The sequence below is a fragment of the Nocardioides taihuensis genome, assembly GCF_042657275.1.
Lineage (GTDB): Bacteria > Actinomycetota > Actinomycetes > Propionibacteriales > Nocardioidaceae > Nocardioides > Nocardioides taihuensis.
The window spans coordinates 69,720-90,389 of record NZ_JBHSKD010000027.1 but is presented as its reverse complement, the minus strand read 5'-3'; the positions used below and the strand labels follow the sequence as shown (position 1 = coordinate 90,389).

Below are 20,670 nucleotides of genomic sequence, written 5' to 3'. Positions count from 1 at the left end.
CGAAACCGGTGGCGGCGCCGGACCCCGACCGGGATGCTCGTCGGGTGGACGTCCATGAGTTCGGGCCCGACGACGCGCCCTCGGTCGCCGCCTTCGCCGAGGTCGCCGACGCCTGCCACCGGGTCGACGCGCCCTGGCTGTACCCCGTCACGCCGTACCGCGTCGAGATGGACATGCGGCACGGCTGGGACGGCGAGGTGGGCCGGTACTTCCTGGCCACCGACGAGGGGGTGCCGGTCGGCGCGCTCAACGTCAACACCAGCGAGCACGACAACCTCGACCTGGCGTGGGTCGACCTCCGCGTGCACCCCGACCACCGCCGCCGCGGGCACGGGCGCGCGCTCCTCGGGCACGCGACCGACACCCTGCGCGCGATAGGGCGCGGCCTGCTCTCGACCTCGGGATGGGACGCCGAGGCGGTCCGCGCGTTCGCCGCCGCCACCGGGCTCGCCGAGAAGGCCCGCGAGGTCCAGCGCCGCCAGGTGCTGGCCGACCTGCCGCCCGGACTGGTCGAGGCGGTCCACGCCGAGTCGCTGCCGCACGCGGCGGGGTACGAGCTGCTGCGCATCCCCGGCTACGCGCCCGACGACCTGCTGGCCGACCTGGCCCGGGTGACGGAGTCGATCAACGACGCGCCGATCGACGACCTCGAGTTCGAGGACGAGAAGTACTCCGCCGACCGGGTGCGTGGGTACGAGCGCGCCCAGCAGGAGGCCGGGTTCAGGCTCTACCGCGTCGTGGCAAGGCACCGCGGCACCGGGGAGCTCGCCGGCCACTCGGTGGCGGTGGTCGACGCGGAGACGCCGACGATCTGCTACCAGCACGACACGGCCGTGGCGCGCGACCACCGCGGCCACCGCCTCGGCCTGCTGCTCAAGGCCGACCTGCTGCGCTGGCTGGCCGACGAGGAGCCCCAGCTGGCGACCGTCGACACCTGGAACGCCGAGTCGAACACCCACATGATCGGCGTGAACGAGCGCCTCGGGTACCGCCCGGTCGGGCGTGAGCTGGTCTTCCAGCTGCGCGTCAGCGGCTGAGCAGGTCCGCGGCCCGCCGCAGCTCGGCCGCGGCCTGGTCGACGACGCGGTCGATGAGCTCCTCGCAGCTCGGAAGGTCGTCGATCACGCCGACCACCTGGCCGCTCGCGAGGACGCCGGCGCCGGTGTCGCCGTCGACGAGGCCGGCCTTGAGCATCATCGGGGTGTTGGCGGCGAGCGCGGTCTGCGCCAGCGACCGGCCCTGGGTCCTGCGCATCGCCCGGCCGTCGCGGGCCAGGGCCAGCCACGACATCCCGCTCTCGCGCTTGAAGGCGACGGTGCGGCGCACCGTCGGTCCGATGCGGCGCGCGGTGGAGTGCTCCTGCAGCTCCTCGACGAGGTCGGTGCGCAGCATCCGGTGCGGCATCCCGTCGACCTTGTCGGTGACGACGGTGCCGTCGAGCCCGTGGGCGAGGTAGAGCTGCTTGACCGCGTCCGGCACCGCCGAGTCGCGGGTCAGCAGGAACCGGGTGCCCATGCCGACCCCGGCAGCGCCGTACGCCAGCGCGGCCGCGAGGCCGCGCCCGTCGAAGTAGCCGCCCGCGGCGACGACCGGGATGTCCACCGCGTCGAGCACGGTCGGCAGCAGCAGCGAGGTCGGCACGCTGCCCGTGTGTCCGCCACCCTCGCCGCCCTGCACCATCACGGCGTCGGCGCCCCAGGCGGCGACCTTCTCGGCGTGCCGCGCGGCCCCGACCGAGGGGATCACCACGATCCCGGCGTCCTTGAGCCGGGCGATCAGCTCGGGCCTGGGCGCGAGCGCGAACGACGCCACCCGGACGCCGTGGCGCACGAGCAGGTCGCAGCGGGCCGCGGCGTCCCCGGCGTCGGCGCGGAGGTTGACCCCGAACGGCGCGTCGGTGCGGCCCTGCACCTCGAGGATCGCGGCCTCGAGCTCGGCGAGGCTCATGGTGGCGCTGGCGAGGATGCCCAGCCCACCGGCGTTCGCGGTCGCGGTGACCAGCCGGGGCCCCGACACCCAGCCCATGCCGGTCTGCACGACGGGGTGCCGCACCCCGACGAGGCCGGTGAGTGCGGTGCGGATCGTCTGCTCACGCACCTGCGGGCACCTCCCGGTGACGCAGGCCGCGCGGGTCGAGCACCTCGCGGACCAGCACCCGCTCCTCGACCGTGGGCTCGCGGGTGTGCGGCACGTCGGCGTCGGAGCCGTCGACGACGAGCTCGAAGCCCGTGGCCGCGTGCACGTCGGCGACGGTCACGCCCGGGTGCACGCTGCACAGCCGCACCGTCCCGCCGGGGCCGCCGAGGTCGAGCACCGCGAGGTCGGTGACGATGCGGTGGACGTCGTGGAAGCGCTCTGCGGCCGGGCCGGCCTCGCGGGCACGGGCCGGGCCCACCCCCGAGACGACGTCGACCTGCTCCACGAAGACGCGGGGGGAGTGGCGGGGCACCCAGTAGGACGTGCGGTTGTTGACCGTGTTGCCGGGCGCGCCGCGCGAGCCGAGCAGCTGCCGGGTCGGGCGCGCGAAGTCGCCGATGGCGGAGATGTTCTGGTTGCCGTGGCGGTCGACCTGGGTGGCGCCCATCATCACGTGCCGCCGGCCCCACGCGACGACGTCGAAGACCCGGCGGAAGGGGATCCAGCCCTCGACCACGTCGCCGGGCGCGAGGAGCGGGGGAGTGCCGGCGAGGAACAGCGACTCGCCGTCGGAGATCACCAGGTCGGGGTTGCTGGTCAGCCGCGCCAGCCGTACGCCGAGCGTCGGCAGCAGCCCCATCGGGCTGGCGAACAGCTCGCCGTCGTCGGCGAAGGCGTCCGCGATCGCGGCGGCGCACACCTCGGCGCGGGTGAACGTGGCGAGCGGGTCGGAGGTGCTCGCGCTCATGCCTGCTCCTCCGCGAACGCCCGCACCGCCGCCTGGTAGGCGTCCTCGTCACCGGCGAGGAACCGCTGCTCGAAGGCCGCCCACTCGTCGGCGGTGCCGGAGGCCGCGGCGACGTACGCCTTCTGGAAGCGCTCGTCGCGCTCGTAGTCGGGCGTGCACGTCGTGAAGTGTGCGCCGTGCGGGGTCTCGACGACCCCGTCGACCATCATCCGGCTGATGAGCAGGCGCTGCACCGGGGCCTCGACGGTGAGGCCGGCCGTGTCGACGACCTGCTCGCACGAGAGGTAGGTGCGGTCGGCGGCCATCGCGAACAGGTCGTCGAAGTAGGGGTCGGGCCCGAGGTAGGTCGCGTTGCCGTGCGCGTCGGCGCGGTTGAGGTGCACCAGCGCGACGTCGAGGTGGAGCGCGGGCACGGCGACCAGTTCCTCCTGCACGCCGTCGGGTCCGTCGTACGGGCTGGTGACCGTGCGCAGCCACGGGTTGTTGACCATCACGTCGGAGCCGAGGCCCGCGCGGGTGGGCAGGAAGGGGAGCCGCTGTGCGGCCGCCCGCAGGCCGGTGAGGAACATGCCCTCGTCGAGCTCGACGACCTCGGGGATCGTGCCCTGCTGGCGGGCGCGCTGGAAGTTGGGCTCGAGGGGCACCGAGTCGAGCGAGACGAAGGCGTAGACGACCTTGCGCAGCTTGCCGGCGCGGGCCAGCAGGCCGACGTCGGCACCGCCCCACGAGACCAGCGTCAGGTCGCGCAGGTCGGAGCGGAGGATCGCGCGGACCAGCGCCATCGGCTTGCGCCGCGGGCCCCAGCCGCCCACGCCGATCGTCATCCCGTCCTCGAGGCTGTCGACCACCTCGGCGACCGTCATCTGCTTGTCGCGGGGACCGCGGGTCACTGCTGCGCCTTGTCGGTGCCGGCGAACCGGTCGCGGAGCTCGTCGCTGACGCCGGCGAGGTTGAGCTCGAAGGTGAAGCCCTGCTCGAACCGGTAGCTGCGGTTGACGTCGACGGGGTCGATGCCGTTGAGCGCCTCCTTGGCGGCGCGGATGACGCGCGGGTCCTTGGCGGCGATCTCGCCGGCGACGGCGAGCGCGGCCCCGTCGAGCCGCTCGCGCGGGACCACCTCGAGCACCGAGCCGTGCGGCACGAGGTCGGCCGCGCTGATGGTGCGGCCGGTGAGGTAGAGGGTGCGCATCAGGTGGGGCGGCACCATCCGGGCCAGGTGCGTCGCGGCACCGAGGGCGCCCCGGTCGACCTCGGGGACACCGAGGTAGGCGTCGTCGCTGGCCACGACGCAGTCGGCGTTGCCGACCAGGCCGACGCCGCCGCCGAGGCAGAAGCCCTGCACCGCGGCGACCACCGGCACCGCGCACTCGTAGACCGCCTTGAACGCCGCGAAGCAGCCGCGGTTGGCGCCGAGCAGGGCGTCGAAGCCGTCGGTGTGCTGCATCTCCTTGATGTCGACGCCGGCGTTGAAGCCGCGGCCCTCCGCGCGCAGGACGACCACGCGGGTCAGGGGGTCGGCGCCGGCCTCGTCGAGCGCCGCGGCGAGGTCGAACCAGCCCTGCACGGGCAGCGCGTTGACGGGCGGGGCGTCGACGGTCACCACGCGGATGCCGTCGGGGCGGAGCTCGGATGTGATGGGCATGTGTCTCCTGACCAAGCAAGTGCTTGGTAGGGTACCAGCATGACACTCGCCCTGGACCTCTCCGGTCGCGTGGTCCTGGTGACCGGTGGCACGCGCGGCATCGGCCTGGGCATCTCCGAGGCCTTCCGCGCCGCCGGCGCCCACGTCGTGACCTGTGCGCGCTCGGAGGTCGAGGGTGCCGCGGACCACCACGTGTGCGACGTGCGCGACCCCGCACAGGTGGAAGACCTGGTGGCGGCGGTCGTCGCGCGGCACGGTCGGCTCGACGTGGTGGTCAACAACGCCGGGGGAGCGCCCAGCGCGGTCGCGGCGACGGCGTCGCCGCGGTTCCACGAGAGGGTCGTCGGCCTCAACCTGCTCAGCCCGCTGCTGGTCTCCCAGGCCGCCAACGCCGTCATGCAGCAGCAGGCGACCGGCGGCGCGATCGTCAACATCTCGTCGGTGGCCGCGCACCGTGCGGCCCCCACGGTCGCGGCGTACGGCGCGGCGAAGGCCGGGCTGGACGCGCTGACCCGCTCGCTCGCCGTGGAGTGGGCGCCGAAGGTCCGGGTCAACGCGATCGACGTCGGGCTCTGCCGCACCGAGCAGACCGGCGACCACTACGGCGACGACGCCCGGGTGGCCGCGATCGCGGACACCATCCCGCTGGGCCGGATGGCCGACCCCGTCGAGGTCGGCCACGTCGCGGTCTTCCTGGCGAGCGACCTGGCGTCGTACGTCTCCGGGGCGCGCGTCGCCTGCGACGGTGGCGGCGAGCCGCCCGTCTTCCTGCACACCGACTGAGGAGCACCATGCCCGGACTCTTGGAGGGCCGCGTCGCGATCGTCACCGGCGCCGGACGCGGGATCGGCCGCGAGCACGCGCTGGAGCTCGCCCGGCACGGCGCCGCGGTGGTGGTCAACGACCTCGGCACCGAGGCCGACGGGTCGGGCGTCTCGTCGGGGCCCGCGCACGAGGTGGTGGCGCTGATCGAGGCCGGAGGCGGCCGGGCGGTCGCGAACGGCGCCGACGTCGCCGACTTCGACGCCGCGGCCGCCCTGGTTCGGCAGGCGGTGGACACCTTCGGCGGGCTCGACGTGCTGGTGAACAACGCGGGCTTCGTGCGCGACCGGATGCTGGTCAACACCAGCGAGGAGGAGTGGGACGCCGTGGTGCGGGTGCACCTCAAGGGCCACTTCGCCCCGCTGCGCCACGCCGCGGCGTACTGGCGCGAGGAGGCCAAGGCCGGACACACCCGCGCGGCCCGCGTGGTCAACACCTCCTCGGGCGCCGGCCTGCAGGGCTCGGTCGGCCAGGCCACCTACTCCGCGGCCAAGGCCGGCATCGCCGGGCTCACCCTGGTCGCCGCCGAGGAGCTGGCCCGCTACGGCGTCACGGTGAACGCGATCGCGCCTGTCGCCCGCACCCGGATGACCGAGGGCGTCTTCGGCGCCGACCTCCCCGACCCGGCCGACAACTCCCCGGTCGTCGCCTGGCTCGCCTCGGAGCAGTCCGGCGACATCACCGGCCGCGTGATCGAGATCGAGGGCGGCACGATCTGCCTCGAGCAGGGCTGGACCCACGGCCCCCGCGCCACCCGCCCCGGCCGCTGGGACGCCGCCGACGTCGGCGACGTCCTCCGCGCCCTGGTCGCCCGGGCGCCGGCGCCGGAGGCGGTGTACGGGGCGTGACGGGCACCTAGACCCGCTCGAGGATGGTGCCGGTGGCCATCGCGCCGCCGGCGCACATCGAGAGCAGGGCGGTGGCGGCGTCGCGGCGCTCGAGCTCGTGCAGGGCGGTGGTGATCAGGCGGGTGCCGGTGGAGCCGACGGGGTGGCCGAGGGCGATGGCGCCGCCGTTGACGTTGACCAGGTCGAGGTCGACCTCGTGCACCTGCGCCCACGACAGCACGACCGAGGCGAAGGCCTCGTTGACCTCGAAGAGGTCGAAGTCGCCGATGGTGCGACCGGTGCGCCCGAGCAGCCGGTACGTCGCGTCGACCGGGCCGTCGAGGTGGTAGTAGGGGTCGGAGCCGACCAGGCAGTGCTGGGTGATCCGGGCCCGTGGCGTGAGCCCGAGGGAGCGTGCCTTGTCCTCGTCCATGATCAGCACCGCCGAGGCCCCGTCGGAGATCTGGGAGGACGTGCCGGCGGTGTGCAGGCCGCCCTCGAGCACCGGCTTCAGCCCGGCGAGGCCCTCGAGGGTGGTGTCGCGCAGGCCCTGGTCGGCCTCGACCACGTGTGTCCCACCGGTCGGCTGCCCCCCGGCGTCGAGCACCGGCGCGGTGACGGGCGCGATCTCGCGCTTGAAGCGCCCCTCGTCCACCGCCACCCGCGCCCGGACCTGCGAGGAGAGGCCGAAGGCGTCGAGGTCGGCGCGGGTCAGGCCGCGGTTGCGGGCGATGCGGTCGGCGCCCCCGAACTGGTCGGGCATGTCGATCGTCCAGCCGTCAGGGCGCGGGTTCCCCAGCCCCGGCGGCACGTTGCCACCCAGCGGGATCCGGCTCATCGACTCGATGCCGCAGGCGATGCCGACGTCGATCGAGCCGGCCGCGACGAGGTCGTTGACGAGGTGCGCCGACTGCTGTCCCGAGCCGCACTGCGCATCGATCGTGGTGGCACCGGTGCGCTGCGCGAGACCCGCGTTGAGCCAGGCCCGGCGGACCATGCCGTTGGACTGCTCACCGGCCTGGGTGACGCACCCGCCGATGACCTGGTCGACCTCGTCGGAGTCGAGCCCGGTGCGCTCGAGCAGTGCCGTGAGCACGTCGCCGAGCAGGTTGGCGGGGTGTACGCCGGCCAGCCAGCCCCGGCGCTTGCCGAGCGGGGTGCGGACGGCGTCGACGATGACCGGGGTGCCCATGGCACGAAACTAGAACACGTTCTCATTCTGGGCAAGCGGGGGCTTCCGGACCGACCGCCGGTATGCCACCATCCTCACTAGAACACGTTCCAGTAACAGACGAGGTGCCCTGTGACCGCTGTCGAGCCCGACGCCACCCCGACCGCCCCCGTGCTGCCGCCCGGGTTCGACTTCACCGATCCCGAGCTCAACGAGCGCTCGATCCCGCACGACGAGTTCCGCGCCGTACGCCGGTCGTCGCCGGTCACCTGGATCGAGCAGGAGCCGCGCGCCCGGGCCGGCATGGAGGGCGGCACCGGCTACTGGGCCGTCAGCCGCCACGCCGACGTCGCGGCCGTCAGCAAGAATTCCAAGGACTTCTCCACGGCCGAGAACGGCGCGATCATCCGCTTCAAGGAGGACATGACGCGCGAGATGGTCGAGTTCCAGCGGGTCATGCTGATCAACCAGGACCCGCCCGAGCACACGGCCACCCGGCACATCATCAGCCGGGGCTTCACCCCGCGCGCCATCGCCACCCTCGACGACCTGATGAAGCAGCGCGCCGAGCAGATCGTGCGCGACGCCGTCGAGCGCGGGTCGGGCAACTTCGTCGACGAGGTGGCCTGCGAGCTCCCCCTGCAGGCGATCGCCGACTTCATCGGCGTCCCCCAGGAGGACCGCCGCAAGCTCTTCGAGTGGTCCAACCAGATGCTGGCCTACGACGACCCGGAGATCGAGGTCGACCCCGACGTCGCCGCCGCCGAGATCCTCGGCTACTCGATGATGCTGGCCGCCGACCGCAAGGCGAACCCGCGCGACGACATCGTCACCAAGCTCGTCCACGCCGACAAGGAGGGCCGCGGACTCAACGACGACGAGTTCGGCTACTTCGTGATCATCCTGACCGTGGCCGGCAACGAGACCACGCGCAACGCGATCACGCACGGCATGAACGCCTTCCTCGACCACCCCGACCAGTGGGAGCTGTGGAAGCGCGAGCGCCCGGAGACCATGGTCGACGAGGTGATCCGCTGGGCGACGCCGGTGAGCGCCTTCCAGCGCACCGCGCTCCACGACGTCGAGGTGGGCGGCGTCCCGGTCGCGAAGGGCCAGCGCGTCGGCCTGTTCTACGCCAGCGCCAACTTCGACGAGGACGTCTTCGACGACCCCTACACCTTCGACATCACCCGCGACCCCAACCCCCACGTCGCCTTCGGTGGACACGGGGCGCACTACTGCATCGGCGCCAACCTGGCCCGCCAGGAGGTGCGGCTGATGTTCCACGCGCTCGCGGACTTCGCGCCCGACATCACCAAGGTGGCCGAGCCGCGGCGCCTGCGCTCCGGGTGGATCAACGGCATCAAGGAGCTCCAGGTCAAGTACCGCTGACCGGCGTCCACCACCACGCCAACGCTGACCCGCCGTCAACCAACGGCGGGTCAGCGTGACCCGGGTTCAGTCGCCGACCGGCAGGCAGAGCCAGGTTCCCCGTCCCGAGGTCGGGTCGGGCGCCACGGCGAAGGACCGGTGGGCGACCTGTTCGCAGACCGTTCGCTCCGCCCAGAAGGTGCCCATGCCGTCGAGAGTCGCATCCTGGCAGCGCCAGCCGCCGAACCGGGCGAGGTGGAAGGTCCCCCCGCCGGCCAGGCACAGCGCACGCACCTGGGTCAGCCCGTCAGGCGCGGCCTCGGCGGCGGCGGGCCCGGCCAGGGAAGCCGACGCGGTCAGGACGGTGGCCGCCAGGGCGGTACTGGCGCAGAGCGCGACCACGGAGGGACGACGGGTGGTGGGGCGGTGCTTCATGGGTACTCCTGGGTTGGTGGGCTCGTGGGTCTTCTGACGGTGTCGGTGCGTCAGCAGGGAGGTGGCCGACCACCGCCTCGGCGAGGAGGTGTGGCGCGGTGACCTGGGCGGCGTGCGCCTGTCCGGGCAGGGTGATCACGGAGCTGCGGCGCAGTCCCGCGGCCACCTGGGCGACCACGGCCTTCTGGCCGGACGTGCTTGCCCCTCCGAGGAGCAGCACAGTCGGGACGTCGATGTCGCGGTGCTCCTCCGGGTCGAAGGCGAGACGTGCCACGGTCCGGAGCTCACGGCCCAGGGTCGGGGTCGTCCTCACCCGGGCGTCCCAGCTCGGCTGGCCGCGCATCGCCGCCACCTCGTCGGCCGTCATGCCGACCCCGGCGCGGTAGAAGTGCTCCAGCGCCCGGTCCGGGTGCCCTGTCGCCACGAGGGCGTCGAGTCGCTCCACGAGGCGGTCGACGTCGTCCAGGACGCTGCCGTAGCCGGGCTCGTAGAGCAGGAGCTGCTCCACGTGATCGCTCAGCCTGGCGGCCCCGAGCGCGCAGACCGCGCCGTAGGAGTGGCCGTACAGGCTGACGGACCTACCTGAGCGGGCGGCGACAGCGTCGACGACGGCCGCGACGTCCGCGTACTCCAACGTGATGTCGTACGTCGGTGCGTCGCCGCTGTGTCCTCGGCCGCGTCGGTCGAGGACGTGGACGGCGAAGTGTGGTTCGAGCAGGGGGACCACCAGCGACAGTGCGGTGTGGTCCGCGGTGGCGCCGTGCACCATCACCAGCGGCGGGCCGGCGCCGGTCGAGCGGTAGGCGATGCGGGTGCCGTCGATCGAGACGGCATGCTGGAGGTGCGACACGTGAGTCGTCCTTTCGTCGGTGTGTGTGTTCGGGTCCCGAGCGTGCGCGGCTGCCCTGACACGGCGATGACGCTGTGTGCCTCGCGGTGTCAGGCGCGCGTCAGGTCGCCGCGGCAGCCTCGTCCTCCCGACCGAACGAGGAGATGACATGACCACCACCAGCGCCGCCGCCCTACCCCAGCTCGGGGACCAGGTCTTCCTGACCGACGGCGGCATCGAGACCACGCTGATCCACCACCACGGCGTGGACCTGCCCGAGTTCGCAGCCTTCGTGCTGCTCCAGCACGCGGCCGGGCGGAGCGCCCTGCGCCGCTACTTCGACTCCTACCTCGACCTGGCCCAAGCCACCGCCACCGGGCTGGTGCTCGAGACCGCCACCTGGCGCGCCAGTCCTGGGTGGGGCGCCCTGCTCGGGTACTCCCGCGAGGCGCTCGCGGACGCCAACCGGGAGGCGGTCGCGCTGCTCGCCGAGCTGCGAGCCGAGCGGGGTCCGCTCACGGCTCCCGTCGTGATCAGCGGTTGTCTCGGGCCGCGCGGAGACGGATACCAGCCCGAAAGCCTGATGAGCGCCACACAGTCCGAGGACTACCACTCCGAGCAGATCGCCAGCTTCTGCGGCACGGACGCCCAGCTGGTCACCGCCATCACGATGACCCACAGCGGGGAGGCCGTGGGCATCGCCCGTGCCGCCGAGGCGCACGGGCTGCCCAGCGTCATCTCCTTCACCGTGGAGACCGACGGGCGGCTCCCGTCAGGAGAGGCGCTCGCGGAAGCGGTGCGCGTGGTCGACGAGGCGACGGGAGCGGCGCCTGCCTACTACATGGTCAACTGCGCCCACCCGAGCCACGTCGCACCGACCCTCGTCGCGGGGCGGGAGTGGAACGCCCGGGTGCGGGGGCTGCGCGCCAACGCCTCGACGATGAGCCACGCGGAGCTCGACGAGGCCGACACGCTCGACATCGGGGACATCGAGGACTTCGGTGCGTGGTACGCCCGGCTCCGGGAGCGCCTGCCGCAGCTGACGGTCCTGGGGGGATGCTGCGGGACCGACACTCGGCACATCGACGCTGTCCGGCGCGCCTGCCTGACCTGAGGCAGAGGTCAGCGACCCCTGTCGAGCTGCTGGCCGAGGTCGTGCCCGACCTGGCGGGCGAGTGCCAGAGCCTCGTCGATGGGGAGGGTCGCGCCCTCGGCCAGTGCGGTCTCCGTGGCCGGTGACGCGAGGCGGTCGCGCAGGCGGTCGAGCGTGTCGGACAACCGGCCCTCGTCCCCCAGCAGCATGTACCGCCGGTCGCCGTTGGCCAGCACGGAGCCGATGAGGAGCGCGGCCTCGTGCTCGCGCCCGAGCCGGGAGATGAGCATGGCGTGGTTCATGAGCACCCACCACAGGGCTGCGACGTTGCCGAGGGCGTCCCACTCCGCGATCACGCGCTCGAACTCGACAAGAGCCTCGACCGGAGGACCTTCCCGGGCGGCGAGCGCGACCGACGAGCTCCTTGCCAGGTTGAGGAACAGGCGGTTGTCGACCAGCCGGGCGTGCTCGGCTGCGGCACGGTATGCGGCGAGCGCGGCGGGCACGTCGGTCTCCGCCGCTGCCTCACCGCTGACGAAGTGCGCCCACGCGGCGGCACTCGGGCTGCCGGTGGCCTCCGCCCGGGCGCGGAGTTGCGCCAGGGCGCTGGCCGCAGCGGCTCCCCGGCCCCCGTAGACAGTGGCTTGGCACACGGAGATCTCGCACATCAACGCCGCGAGCGGGTTGCCCTCTGTCCTGCTGAGCTCCGCGGACTCGTGGAAGCGCTCGGCCGCGAGGTCGAAGTCGCCGGCAAACATGGCCAGGTTTCCGGCCTGACCGACCACCCGCGCCCGGGGACTTCCCTCACCGCTCATGGCGACGTCCATGCCGCGCAGGGCGAGTCTGTGCGCGTCGTCCAGGTCGCCGGCCGCCCAGGCGGCGGCAGCAGCAGTCGCGAGCGCCGGGGCGAGCAGTGGGTGCTCGACGTCCCATCCGGCCACCTGACGACCCCAGTCGAGCAGGTCGAGGCGCTGACGCTGGTAGGCGTAGTCGTACACGGCGGCAGCGAGCTCGACGGCGAGCCCCCGGTCGTGCCGGCTGGCATGGTCCCACGCGAGATGCAGGTCGCTGGTCATGCCGGCGAGCGCCGCGACGCACTCCGCCTCGGCCGGTGGGCGGTCGTGCCATCGGAGCTCCGCGAGGCGGTCGGCCACATCGCGGGCGTGGCGGTCGCGAAGCGAGAGACGCTCGGGCGGGTCGAGCAGCTCCAGGGCGTAGCTCCGCAGGGTCTCCAGGAGCCAGAAGCGCCCCCCGCCGGCCTGCACCAGCGACTGCTCCACCAGCCGTGCGAGGAGGTGTGCCACCCTGGTGGGGGCGAGCGAGTCGTCGGCTCCGACGGAGCGGGCCTGCGCGAGACGGAACGACCCGGGGAAGACCGCGAGCCGCGCGAAGAGGGTTGCCTCGTCCGGGTCGAGCTGGGCGTACGAGGCGTCCACGACCGCGCGCAGTGTCCGGTGCCGGGCCGCGGCCGTGCGACGCCCTCCTGACAGCAGGTCGAGGCCGGTTCCGAGCTGGTCCAGCAGCTCACGGACGCCGAAGGTCGGTGCCCGTGCGGCTCCGAGCTCGATGGCCAGTGGCAGCCCGTCGAGGCGGCGACACAGGTCCGCCACCTCGGCCAGGTCGGTGCCGGCCAGCGTCTGGCCGGCCCGCTCGAGGAACAGGCGGACGGCGGGGTTGTCGGGATCGTCGCCCTCGGGCAGTGGAAGGGGCGCGAGCACCTGGGCGACCTCGGCCGCGATGGTCAGCCGTTCGCGCGAGGTCACCACGAACCGCAGCTGCGGTGCGGCATCCGTCACCGCCTCGACGAGGGGCGCCAGTGCGTCCAGCACGTTCTCGGCGTTGTCCAGGAAGACGACGGTGCTCGCGTTGCGCAGGGAGACCGCCAGGGCGCGGACGGGGTCGTGGCCGCGGGGCATCACGACCCCGGCGGACTCGGCGACGAGGTCGACAAGACGATCCGGCTCGACGGTCGTGAAGTCGACCCACGCGACCTGCCGACCCGCGCCCCTGAGCTGGTGCGCGGCTTCCAGTGCGAGCCGGGTCTTGCCGACCCCGCCGGGGCCGACCACCGTGACCACGGAGGACGAACCGACGAGGGCGAGAAGCGTCGCGAGATCCGGGTCCCGCCCGATGATCGAACCCGGGCGCCACGGCAGGGGAGCCAGGGACGGTCCACCGCCCCCGGGGAGGGGTGGCGCGGATGGCGCGTCGGGCACGTCGTCGCGCAGGATCCGGATCTCGAGGTCGCGCAGTCCCGCCGAAGGATCCAGCCCCAGGTCGTCGGCCAGGCGGGCGCGATGGAGGCCGTAGGCCGCGAGGGCCTCGGGCACCCGGCCCGCGGCGTGCAAGGCTCGCATCAGCAGCTCGACGGGGCGTTCTCGCAGCGGTTCGGCGGCGACCAGCTCCTGCGCGGCCGCCACGGCTTCCAGCGGACTGCCCGCGCGCAGGAACAGCTCGGCGCGATCTTCGAGCGCCGTGGTCCTCAGCTCCGCGAGGCGGGCGGCTGCGACCAGGGCGAACCCCTCGCCGAACTCGCCGTACGCCGGACCCCGCCACAGAGCGAGAGCCTCGTCGAGGGTCCGACCTGCCTGCTCGGGGTCGCTCCCGACCTGTGACCGCGCTCGGCGGCACAGCGACTCGAAGACCTCAGCATCGACGGTGTGATCGTGCGTGACGAGTGCGTACCCACCCTCCCGGGTCTCCAGGCAGCTCGCCGCGTCCCCCAGCCGCGCGCGTACGCGCGCCACGACCTGCTGGAGCGCGTTTGCGGGTTCCCGAGGCGGTCGGTCACCCCAGAGTGCGTCGACGAGGCGGCTCGACGGAACCAGTGCGCCCGGCTGCAGGAGGAGCGCAGTCAGCAGTGCGCGGGGGCGCACCCCGCGGAGGGCCAGGGGTCCGTTGTCGCCCTCGATCTCGAGTGGACCCAGCACGCGGAACCACATCAGCACAGACGGTAGCGCCGACCGGCCCGGACGTGGGTGGGATTTCGCGCGGCCCACCACCTCACCGACGCTGACCCGCCGTCAACCAACGGCGGGTCACCGTCAGTCGCGGGCGGTGAGGACGATCGGGCCGTCGGTGGTGAGGGCGACGGTGTGCTCCATGTGCGCACCGCGCGAGCCGTCGGCCGAGCGGATCGTCCAGCCGTCGGCGTCGGTGTAGATCTGGTCGGTCGTGTGCAGGAACCACGGCTCGATCGCGACCACCAGGCCCGGCTTGAGGGTGAGGCCGCGGCCGGGGCGGCCGTCGTTGGTGAGGTGCGGGTCGCCGTGCATCGTGCGACCCACGCCGTGCCCGCCGAACTGGAGGTTCACCCGGAGCCCGGCGTCGCGGGCGACCGAGCCGATCGCGTGGGAGACGTCACCGAGCTTGTTGCCGACCTGGGCCGCGGCGATGCCGGCCTCGAGGGCCCGGCCGGTGACCTCGATCAGCCGCAGGTCCTCCTCGCGCGGGGTGCCGACGACCAGGCTGTACGCCGAGTCGGAGACCCAGCCGTCCACCGACGCGGCGAAGTCGACGCTGAGCAGGTCGCCGTCGCGGAGCTGGTAGTCGTGCGGCAGGCCGTGCAGCACCGCGTCGTTGACCGAGGTGCACAGCACCTTGCCGAAGGGCATGGCGCCGAAGCTGGGGTGGTAGTCGATGTAGCAGGACTCCGCGCCCGCCTCGCGGATCATCTGGTGCGCCAGGGCGTCGAGGTCGAGCAGGTTGACACCGACGTCCGCGGCCTCGGCGAGGGCGGTGATCACCGAGGCGACGAAGCGGCCGGCGGGACGCATCTCCTCGATCTGCGCGGGCGTGCGGTACTCGATCATGCGGACAGGCTAGAGGGGTCCTCCGCTGACGGCGGAACCGCCTGCAGCAGAACCGCTGGGGTCCGGGCCGCGCGCCGGTCACGCTCGGGACATGACCACTCCACCGACGTACGCCGGCACCCTCGACGACCAGCTCACGGCCCGCCTCCTGCACCAGCGGATCATCGTCCTCGGCCAGCAGGTCGACGACGCGATCGCCAACCGGCTGTGCGCGGAGCTGCTGCTCCTCTCCGCGGAGGACCCGCACCGCGACATCAGCCTCTACATCAACTCCCCGGGCGGATCGGTCTCCGCCGGGCTCGCCATCTACGACACGATGCGGCTCGTGCCCAACGACGTGAGCACGCTCGCGATGGGGCTCGCGGCGAGCATGGGCCAGTTCCTGCTGTCGGCCGGCACGCCCGGCAAGCGGTTCGCGCTGCCGCACAGCCGGGTGCTGCTGCACCAGGGCTCGGCCGGCATCGGCGGCACCGCGATCGACATCGAGATCCAGGCCGAGAACCTCGAGCACACCAAGAACGTGCTGATGGGCCTGATCGCCGAGCACACCGGCCAGCCGGTGGAGCGGGTCGAGCAGGACGCACGGCGCGACAGGTGGTTCACCGCCGAGGAGGCGAAGGCGTACGGCTTCGTCGACCAGGTGCTGAGCGACCCCGGGGTGCTCCGCTCGGTCACCCCGGAGCGCTCGGGTGCGGCGTTCGGGTTGGCAGGAGGGGCGCGGTGAGCAGCTACACGATCCCGAGCGTCGTCGAGCGCACCAGCCGTGGGGAGCGCGCGGTCGACATCTACAGCCGCCTGCTCACCGACCGGATCGTCTACGTCGGCACCGAGGTGGACGACGGGGTGGCCAACGTGGTGATCGCGCAGCTGCTGCACCTCGAGTCGGACAACCCCGACGCGCCGATCAACCTCTACCTCAACAGCCCGGGTGGCTCGGTGACCGCGATGCTGGCGGTCTACGACACCATGCAGTTCATCAGGGCGCCGGTCGGGACGACCGCGGTCGGGCAGGCGGGCTCGTCGGCGGCGGTGCTGCTCGCGGCCGGTGACCCGGGTCGGCGTACGGTCCTGCCCCACGCGCGGGTGGTGCTGCACCAGCCGTCCGGCGGCGGGCAGGGGACCCTGCCCGACCTCGCCCTGCAGGCCAAGGAGATCGTGCGGCTGCGCGCCGAGATGGAGCAGATCCTGGTCCGCCACACCGGCCAGCCGGTGGAGCGGCTGCGCGAGGACACCGAGCGCGACCTGGTGCTCGACGCCGAGCAGGCGGTCGCCTACGGGATCGCCGACGCGGTGCTCGACAGCCGCAAGGCGGTGCCGGTCGGCTGAGCGTCCACCGGGGCGTCCGGCGGCGATGCTCAGGCGGCCAGGCAGACCGGGCCCGAGATCCCGCCGGAGGTGATCCGCCGGGTGACCCGGGCCGTGAGGTCGACCAGGCGCAGCCCGAGGGCGCCGGCGACGGCGCCGAGGACCTCCGAGCTCGGCTCCTTGAGCCCGCGCTCGACCTCGGAGAGGTACTGCGTGGAGACGCCCGCGGTCCCGGCGACGTCCGCGAGGGTGCGGCCCGCGTCCTGGCGCTCCTCGCGCAGCTCGCGCCCGACGGCCTCGCGCCACAGCGGCTCCGGCTCGGGCGCCCGACGGTGCTCGGGGCGGTGGTCGGGCTCGTGGTCGGGCCGGGGGAATGCGATGACGTCACCCATGGGCCGAGATTACGCTCCCGGCCGCAGCCACGCGGTCCAACGCTCGAGCGCGAGGTAGCCGAGCCGCTCGTAGACCGGCCGTCCGTCGTCGCTGGCCACGAGGATCGCCGGGCCCTCGGGATCGGCCAGGGTCGCTGCCCAGGTGACCCCGCCGCCGACCCCGCGGCCGCGGGCGGCCGGCAGGGCGGCGACGTAGGTGACCAGGCTGAGGCCGCGGGTGCAGACCGCGGCCGAGACCGCGACGGGCTCGTCGTCGAGGTAGCCGAGCCAGAAGCGCATCGGGCCGCCGAGCAGCGCGGGGGAGAGGACGTCGCCGGCCGTGAGCGGCTCGGCCTCCGGCATCGGGTAGGCCTCGACGAGCAGACGCTCGGCGACGGCCAGGGTGTCGGCGTCGGTGACCTCGCGGACGTCGGCGTCCTGTGCCGGGCCGGGGCCGGCGGGGCGCAGCATCAGCGGCGGGTGACCCACGCGGGCGAGGCCGTGGCTGGTCAGGTCGGGGGTCGGGAACGGGCTCAGCAGGAGGTACGGCGCCGGCGCGGGCACCAGGTCGGCGACCTCACCGAGCACCTCGGCCAGGTCGTCCTCGCCGCGCGGCGGGCGGAGCAGGATGACCATGTTGGTGAAGGCGCCGCGGTCACCGGCGTACGCACCCGCCCAGCGGTCGGTGCGCCGCCACGGGCGGCCCTTGGCCTCGGCGGCGATCGTCGCCCAGTCGGCATGGGCCAGCACGCACTGGCGCACCACCGTGTCGGTCTCGGGGGCGTCGGGCTCCCAGCCGTCGGTCAGGTGCTCGTCGGGGTCGGCAGCGACGGAGTCACTCATCCCGCCATGGTGCTCGGTCCGGAGGGCGACGTACAAGGCCCGGGCCGGTGGTCAGCTCGCGAGCGGCTCCGCGCCCACGACCCACATCGAGAAGAACTGCGAACCGCCGCCGTAGGCGTGCCCGAGCGCCCGGCGCACGCCGTCGACCTGGTGCTCGCCGGCCCGGCCGCGCACCTGCAGCGCCGCCTCGGCGAAGCGCAGCATCCCCGACGCCCCGATCGGGTTGGACGACAGCACGCCGCCGGAGCAGTTGACCGGCAGCACGCCGTCCATCGCCGTCCCGCCCGACTCGGTGAGCTTCCATCCCTCGCCCTCGGGCGTGAAGCCGAGGTTCTCCAGCCACATCGGCTCGAACCACGAGAACGGCACGTAGATCTCGGCCGCGTCGATCTCGGCCAGCGGGTCGGTGATGCCGGCCTGCTCCCAGAGCGCGGCCGCGGCGTCGCGGCCGGCCTGCGGGTTGACCTGGTCGCGCTCGGCAGCCGTGGTGGGCTCGGAGCGCATCACCGTGCCGTGGATCCAGGCGGGGGAGTCGGCGCCGCGGGCGACGTCCTCGCTCGCGATCACCAGCGCGCAGGCGCCGTCGGAGGACGGGCAGGTCTCGTCGTAGCGGATCGGGTCCCACAGCATCTGCGAGGCCAGCACCGACTCGACGGTGGTGTCGGGGTTGCGCAGGTGGGCGTAGGGGTTCTTGAGCGCGTTCTGCCGGTCCTTGGCGGCGACGATCGCGCCGACGTGGGTCGGTGCGCCGGAGCGGCGGATGTACGAGCGCACGTGCGGCGCGAAGTAGCCGCCCGCGCCGGCGTGCACCGGCATGCTGAAGGGCACGGGCACCGACAGCGCCCACATCGCGTTGGACTCCGACTGCTTCTCGAAGGCGACCGTCAGCACCCGCGCGTGCACGCCGGCCTGCACCAGCGACGAGGCGACGATCGCGGTCGAACCGCCGACCGAGCCGGCCGTGTGCACCCGCAGCAGGGGCTTGCCGACGGCGCCGAGCGCCTCGGCCAGGAAGAGCTCGGGCATCATCACGCCCTCGAAGAGGTCGGGGGCCTTGCCCACCACGACCGCGTCGATCTCGTCGAAGGTCATCCCGGCGTCCTCGAGCGCCCGGTCGATCGCCTCCCGGCACAGGCCGGCCATGGAGACGTCCTCGCGCTTGGCCCGGTGGTGGGTCTGCCCGATCCCGATCACCGCGGCGGGGGTCTTGCTCATGCGGAGGCTCCCATCGTGCACACGAGGTTCTGCTGGAGGGCCGGGCCGCTGGTCGCGTGGCCCACCACCCGCGACGCGCTGCCGTCCCAGACGCGGCGGGCGGCCTCGCCGATCCGGACCAGGCCCCCGGTGAACATCGGGTTGCCCGACAGCGGACCGCCCGAGGGGTTGACCCGGACGTCGTCGCGCAGCCCCAGCTCGCTGCGCAGCACCAGCTCCTGGTGGCTGAACGGCGCGTGCAGCTCGGCGACCTCGACGTCCCCGAGGTCGAGGCCGGCCGCGGCCCGCTGCACGGACGGCGCCCGGGTGAGGTCGCGGGTGCCGATGCTGATCGCGTCGACGGAGTGCGCGATGCCGGTGATCCACGCCGGACGGTCCGCGGCGTCGCGGGCGCGGTCACCGGCGGCGAGCACGACGGCGGCCGCGCCGTCGGTGACCGGGGCGCAGTCGTGCTTGCGCAGCGGGTCGGCGTACAGCGGCCGGGCGAGCAGCTCCTCGACCGACGAGCCGCCCTGGCGCACGGCGTGCTCGTTCTTCTCCGCGTCGGTGAGGGAGCGGTTCACCACCTCGGCCATCGCCCGCTCGTCCCACCGGCCGGCGTCGATGCCGACCCGGGCCTGCAGGCCGGCCAGCGACACGGTGTCGGGCCACAGCGGCGTCATCGTGTAGGGGTCGAGCTGCATCGCGAGCGTGCGCCGCAGCACGCCGGCCGACGACTTGCCGAAGCCGTAGACGAGAGCGGTGTCGACCTCGCCGGTCTGGATCTTCAGCCAGGCCTCGTAGAGCGCCCACGCGGCGTCCATCTCGACGTGCGACTCGTTGACCGGGGGGATCGCGCCGATCGCGTCGACCGCGGACACGAACGAGAACGACCGCCCGGCGAGGTAGTCGGAGGACCCCGAGCACCAGAAGCCGATGTCCTGGCGGGTGAAGCCGGTCTGCTCGTAGCACTCCGCGAAGATCGGCACGAGCAGCTCCACGCACGTGGGCGACCCGTCGAACTCGCTCATCTGTCGCTGGGCGAACCCGACGACGGCGACGTCTCTCATCTGGTGGTCCTCACAGGTGCTGGGCGTAGGTCTCGTACGGCGCGTCGGGCTCGCCGGTCGGGCGGAAGTGGCTGATGTTCTCGATCGTGGTGCCCCACTCGTCCCGCGGCTTCCAGACCGCCTCGACCCGCATCCCCATCCGGACCTCCTCGGCCGGGCAGCCGAGGATCAGGTGCAGGAAGGCGATGTCCGCGCCGTCGAGCAGCACGTACGCCGAGACGTAGGGCGGGGTGATCCTCTGGCCGAGGAACGGCACGTTGACGATGCAGAACGTGGTCACGGTGCCGGTGTGCCCGAGCTCGACCTCGTCGGTGGTGGCGACCCCGTCCACCGGGCAGGCGCTGCGCGGCGGCACGTACACCTTGTGGCACGTCGGGCAGCGCTGGCCGAGGATCCGCCCCCCGGCCAGGCCGCGGTAGAACGCCGACTCCTCCGGCGACGCGGCGTACACGTAGTCGAGGGCGACCGGCGTGACCACGCCGGTGACGGGTTCGTCGGCGACCTCGGTCTCGACAACATCGCCCGCCGTGGCGGAGGCCCGCCCGTCGGCCGCCACCGGCTCGAAGCACGCGATGTCGGTGATCGCGCCGACCCGCTCCTGCGCCCAGCGCACCCGCACCCGCATGCCGGTCGACACCCCGGCGGGCGAGGCGACGTCGAGGGCGTGCAGCAGGGGCGCGTCGGCGCCGACGAGCGTGACGAGCGCGAAGGCGAACGGCCGGTCGAACGGCTGGCCGGCGACGGGCTCGGGGACCCACGTCCACGAGGTGACCGTGCCGGTGTCGGCGACCTCGACGAAGTCCTCGACGGCGCGGTGGGTGACGGGGTCGAACTCCGGCGGCGGCACCACCACCCGGCCCTCGGAGGTGCGGCCGCCGACGACCACGCCGTCGCGCAGGCCCGTGAGGAAGCGCCCGAGCACCGGCCCGGTCGACCGGGTGTAGTCGAACGAGACCGTCACCGGTGCTTGCAATGTCCGCGCCATGGGTGAAAACTAGAAC

At 73.4% G+C, this 20,670-nt stretch carries 21 protein-coding genes; 7 read left to right on the top strand and 14 right to left on the bottom strand.

Annotation, left to right across the window (positions count from 1 at the left end):
• The first annotated feature begins 44 nt into the window (after positions 1-44).
• Positions 45-1,037, top strand: coding sequence for a GNAT family N-acetyltransferase (locus tag ACFPGP_RS18460; RefSeq protein ID WP_378592360.1), 993 nt, complete (start codon positions 45-47; stop codon positions 1,035-1,037).
• Here the strand turns inward: ACFPGP_RS18460 and ACFPGP_RS18455 are convergent.
• Genes ACFPGP_RS18455 through ACFPGP_RS18440 form a run of 4 tightly spaced genes read right to left on the bottom strand, consistent with a single transcriptional unit; the run spans position 1,027 to position 4,526 of the window.
• Complete coding sequence (locus tag ACFPGP_RS18455; protein WP_378592358.1) at positions 1,027-2,097, bottom strand: NAD(P)H-dependent flavin oxidoreductase; 1,071 nt, start codon at positions 2,095-2,097, stop codon at positions 1,027-1,029. The two genes, ACFPGP_RS18460 and ACFPGP_RS18455, sit on opposite strands and share 11 nt — an antisense overlap.
• On the bottom strand, positions 2,090-2,884 hold the full coding sequence (locus ACFPGP_RS18450) for a CoA-transferase subunit beta (RefSeq protein WP_378592356.1): 795 nt from the start codon (positions 2,882-2,884) through the stop codon (positions 2,090-2,092). Before ACFPGP_RS18450 ends, ACFPGP_RS18455 begins: the two co-directional genes overlap by 8 nt.
• Entirely contained in the window at positions 2,881-3,774 is an 894-nt protein-coding gene (locus ACFPGP_RS18445; RefSeq protein WP_378592355.1) for a CoA transferase subunit A, read from the bottom strand. The genes ACFPGP_RS18450 and ACFPGP_RS18445 overlap by 4 nt, the downstream gene beginning before the upstream one ends.
• The gene (locus ACFPGP_RS18440; protein WP_378592353.1) at positions 3,771-4,526 is read right to left on the bottom strand and encodes an enoyl-CoA hydratase family protein; all 756 of its coding nucleotides are present in this window, start codon (positions 4,524-4,526) and stop codon (positions 3,771-3,773) included. The genes ACFPGP_RS18445 and ACFPGP_RS18440 overlap by 4 nt, the downstream gene beginning before the upstream one ends.
• Positions 4,527-4,565: 39 nt before the next feature.
• Between ACFPGP_RS18440 and ACFPGP_RS18435 the strand changes: the two genes are divergently transcribed.
• Together ACFPGP_RS18435 and ACFPGP_RS18430 are read left to right on the top strand one after the other, a co-directional pair.
• Positions 4,566-5,309 (top strand): SDR family oxidoreductase, encoded by a 744-nt coding sequence (locus ACFPGP_RS18435; protein ID WP_378592352.1) that lies wholly within the window; start codon positions 4,566-4,568, stop codon positions 5,307-5,309.
• Between the two features lie 8 nt (positions 5,310-5,317).
• Complete coding sequence (locus ACFPGP_RS18430) at positions 5,318-6,196, top strand: SDR family oxidoreductase (RefSeq protein WP_378592350.1); 879 nt, start codon at positions 5,318-5,320, stop codon at positions 6,194-6,196.
• A gap of 7 nt (positions 6,197-6,203) precedes the next feature.
• Here the strand turns inward: ACFPGP_RS18430 and ACFPGP_RS18425 are convergent, their stop codons facing one another.
• Positions 6,204-7,367: a steroid 3-ketoacyl-CoA thiolase gene (locus tag ACFPGP_RS18425; RefSeq protein WP_378592349.1), complete on the bottom strand. Its 1,164-nt coding sequence runs from the start codon at positions 7,365-7,367 to the stop codon at positions 6,204-6,206.
• Positions 7,368-7,478: 111 nt separating this feature from the next.
• On the opposite strand from ACFPGP_RS18425, the gene ACFPGP_RS18420 reads away from it, so the two are divergent.
• Positions 7,479-8,738: a cytochrome P450 gene (locus tag ACFPGP_RS18420; protein ID WP_378592347.1), complete on the top strand. Its 1,260-nt coding sequence runs from the start codon at positions 7,479-7,481 to the stop codon at positions 8,736-8,738.
• A 66-nt stretch (positions 8,739-8,804) separates the two neighbouring features.
• Here the strand turns inward: ACFPGP_RS18420 and ACFPGP_RS18415 are convergent, their stop codons facing one another.
• A complete protein-coding gene (locus ACFPGP_RS18415) occupies positions 8,805-9,011 on the bottom strand; it encodes a hypothetical protein (RefSeq protein WP_378592345.1) in 207 nt (68 codons plus the stop codon).
• A 13-nt stretch (positions 9,012-9,024) separates the two neighbouring features.
• Positions 9,025-10,002 (bottom strand): alpha/beta fold hydrolase, encoded by a 978-nt coding sequence (locus tag ACFPGP_RS18410; RefSeq protein WP_378592344.1) that lies wholly within the window; start codon positions 10,000-10,002, stop codon positions 9,025-9,027.
• A 148-nt stretch (positions 10,003-10,150) separates the two neighbouring features.
• Between ACFPGP_RS18410 and ACFPGP_RS18405 the strand changes: the two genes are divergently transcribed.
• Positions 10,151-11,095: a homocysteine S-methyltransferase family protein gene (locus ACFPGP_RS18405; protein ID WP_378592342.1), complete on the top strand. Its 945-nt coding sequence runs from the start codon at positions 10,151-10,153 to the stop codon at positions 11,093-11,095.
• Between the two features lie 8 nt (positions 11,096-11,103).
• On the opposite strand, the gene ACFPGP_RS18400 is transcribed toward ACFPGP_RS18405, so the two are convergent.
• Together ACFPGP_RS18400 and map are read right to left on the bottom strand one after the other, a co-directional pair.
• On the bottom strand, positions 11,104-14,016 hold the full coding sequence (locus ACFPGP_RS18400) for an AfsR/SARP family transcriptional regulator (protein ID WP_378592340.1): 2,913 nt from the start codon (positions 14,014-14,016) through the stop codon (positions 11,104-11,106).
• Between the two features lie 102 nt (positions 14,017-14,118).
• Positions 14,119-14,886, bottom strand: a complete 768-nt coding sequence (gene map, locus ACFPGP_RS18395; protein WP_378592339.1) for a type I methionyl aminopeptidase — start codon at positions 14,884-14,886, stop codon at positions 14,119-14,121.
• A 91-nt stretch (positions 14,887-14,977) separates the two neighbouring features.
• Here map and ACFPGP_RS18390 point away from each other — a divergent pair, with 91 nt between their 5' ends.
• Together ACFPGP_RS18390 and ACFPGP_RS18385 are read left to right on the top strand one after the other, a co-directional pair.
• On the top strand, positions 14,978-15,610 hold the full coding sequence (locus ACFPGP_RS18390) for a ClpP family protease (RefSeq protein ID WP_378592337.1): 633 nt from the start codon (positions 14,978-14,980) through the stop codon (positions 15,608-15,610).
• A complete protein-coding gene (locus tag ACFPGP_RS18385) occupies positions 15,607-16,212 on the top strand; it encodes a ClpP family protease (RefSeq protein WP_378592335.1) in 606 nt (201 codons plus the stop codon). The genes ACFPGP_RS18390 and ACFPGP_RS18385 overlap by 4 nt, the downstream gene beginning before the upstream one ends.
• A gap of 29 nt (positions 16,213-16,241) precedes the next feature.
• Here ACFPGP_RS18385 and ACFPGP_RS18380 read toward each other — a convergent pair whose 3' ends face one another.
• The 5 genes from ACFPGP_RS18380 to ACFPGP_RS18360 are packed head-to-tail and all read right to left on the bottom strand — an operon-like array spanning position 16,242 to position 20,654.
• On the bottom strand, positions 16,242-16,583 hold the full coding sequence (locus tag ACFPGP_RS18380; RefSeq protein WP_378592333.1) for a helix-turn-helix domain-containing protein: 342 nt from the start codon (positions 16,581-16,583) through the stop codon (positions 16,242-16,244).
• 9 nt (positions 16,584-16,592) lie between these two features.
• A complete protein-coding gene (locus ACFPGP_RS18375) occupies positions 16,593-17,405 on the bottom strand; it encodes a hypothetical protein (RefSeq protein ID WP_378592332.1) in 813 nt (270 codons plus the stop codon).
• A 51-nt stretch (positions 17,406-17,456) separates the two neighbouring features.
• Positions 17,457-18,620, bottom strand: coding sequence for a thiolase domain-containing protein (locus ACFPGP_RS18370; RefSeq protein ID WP_378592330.1), 1,164 nt, complete (start codon positions 18,618-18,620; stop codon positions 17,457-17,459).
• Entirely contained in the window at positions 18,617-19,669 is a 1,053-nt protein-coding gene (locus ACFPGP_RS18365; RefSeq protein ID WP_378592328.1) for a thiolase domain-containing protein, read from the bottom strand. The genes ACFPGP_RS18370 and ACFPGP_RS18365 overlap by 4 nt, the downstream gene beginning before the upstream one ends.
• A gap of 10 nt (positions 19,670-19,679) precedes the next feature.
• Entirely contained in the window at positions 19,680-20,654 is a 975-nt protein-coding gene (locus tag ACFPGP_RS18360; RefSeq protein ID WP_378592327.1) for a Zn-ribbon domain-containing OB-fold protein, read from the bottom strand.
• Positions 20,655-20,670 lie beyond the last annotated feature (16 nt).

Excerpts from the sequence above, each read along its gene's own strand:
- ACFPGP_RS18450 (WP_378592356.1), bottom strand. The coding sequence starts at position 2,884 with ATGAGCGCGAGCACCTCCGACCCGCTCGCCACGTTCACCCGCGCCGAG.
- ACFPGP_RS18440 (WP_378592353.1), bottom strand. The coding sequence starts at position 4,526 with ATGCCCATCACATCCGAGCTCCGCCCCGACGGCATCCGCGTGGTGACC.
- ACFPGP_RS18435 (WP_378592352.1), top strand. The coding sequence starts at position 4,566 with ATGACACTCGCCCTGGACCTCTCCGGTCGCGTGGTCCTGGTGACCGGT.
- ACFPGP_RS18430 (WP_378592350.1), top strand. The coding sequence starts at position 5,318 with ATGCCCGGACTCTTGGAGGGCCGCGTCGCGATCGTCACCGGCGCCGGA.
- ACFPGP_RS18425 (WP_378592349.1), bottom strand. The coding sequence starts at position 7,367 with ATGGGCACCCCGGTCATCGTCGACGCCGTCCGCACCCCGCTCGGCAAG.
- ACFPGP_RS18405 (WP_378592342.1), top strand. The coding sequence starts at position 10,151 with ATGACCACCACCAGCGCCGCCGCCCTACCCCAGCTCGGGGACCAGGTC.
- ACFPGP_RS18400 (WP_378592340.1), bottom strand. The coding sequence starts at position 14,016 with ATGTGGTTCCGCGTGCTGGGTCCACTCGAGATCGAGGGCGACAACGGA.
- map (WP_378592339.1), bottom strand. The coding sequence starts at position 14,886 with ATGATCGAGTACCGCACGCCCGCGCAGATCGAGGAGATGCGTCCCGCC.
- ACFPGP_RS18390 (WP_378592337.1), top strand. The coding sequence starts at position 14,978 with ATGACCACTCCACCGACGTACGCCGGCACCCTCGACGACCAGCTCACG.
- ACFPGP_RS18380 (WP_378592333.1), bottom strand. The coding sequence starts at position 16,583 with ATGGGTGACGTCATCGCATTCCCCCGGCCCGACCACGAGCCCGACCAC.
- ACFPGP_RS18375 (WP_378592332.1), bottom strand. The coding sequence starts at position 17,405 with ATGAGTGACTCCGTCGCTGCCGACCCCGACGAGCACCTGACCGACGGC.
- ACFPGP_RS18370 (WP_378592330.1), bottom strand. The coding sequence starts at position 18,620 with ATGAGCAAGACCCCCGCCGCGGTGATCGGGATCGGGCAGACCCACCAC.
- ACFPGP_RS18365 (WP_378592328.1), bottom strand. The coding sequence starts at position 19,669 with ATGAGAGACGTCGCCGTCGTCGGGTTCGCCCAGCGACAGATGAGCGAG.
- ACFPGP_RS18360 (WP_378592327.1), bottom strand. The coding sequence starts at position 20,654 with ATGGCGCGGACATTGCAAGCACCGGTGACGGTCTCGTTCGACTACACC.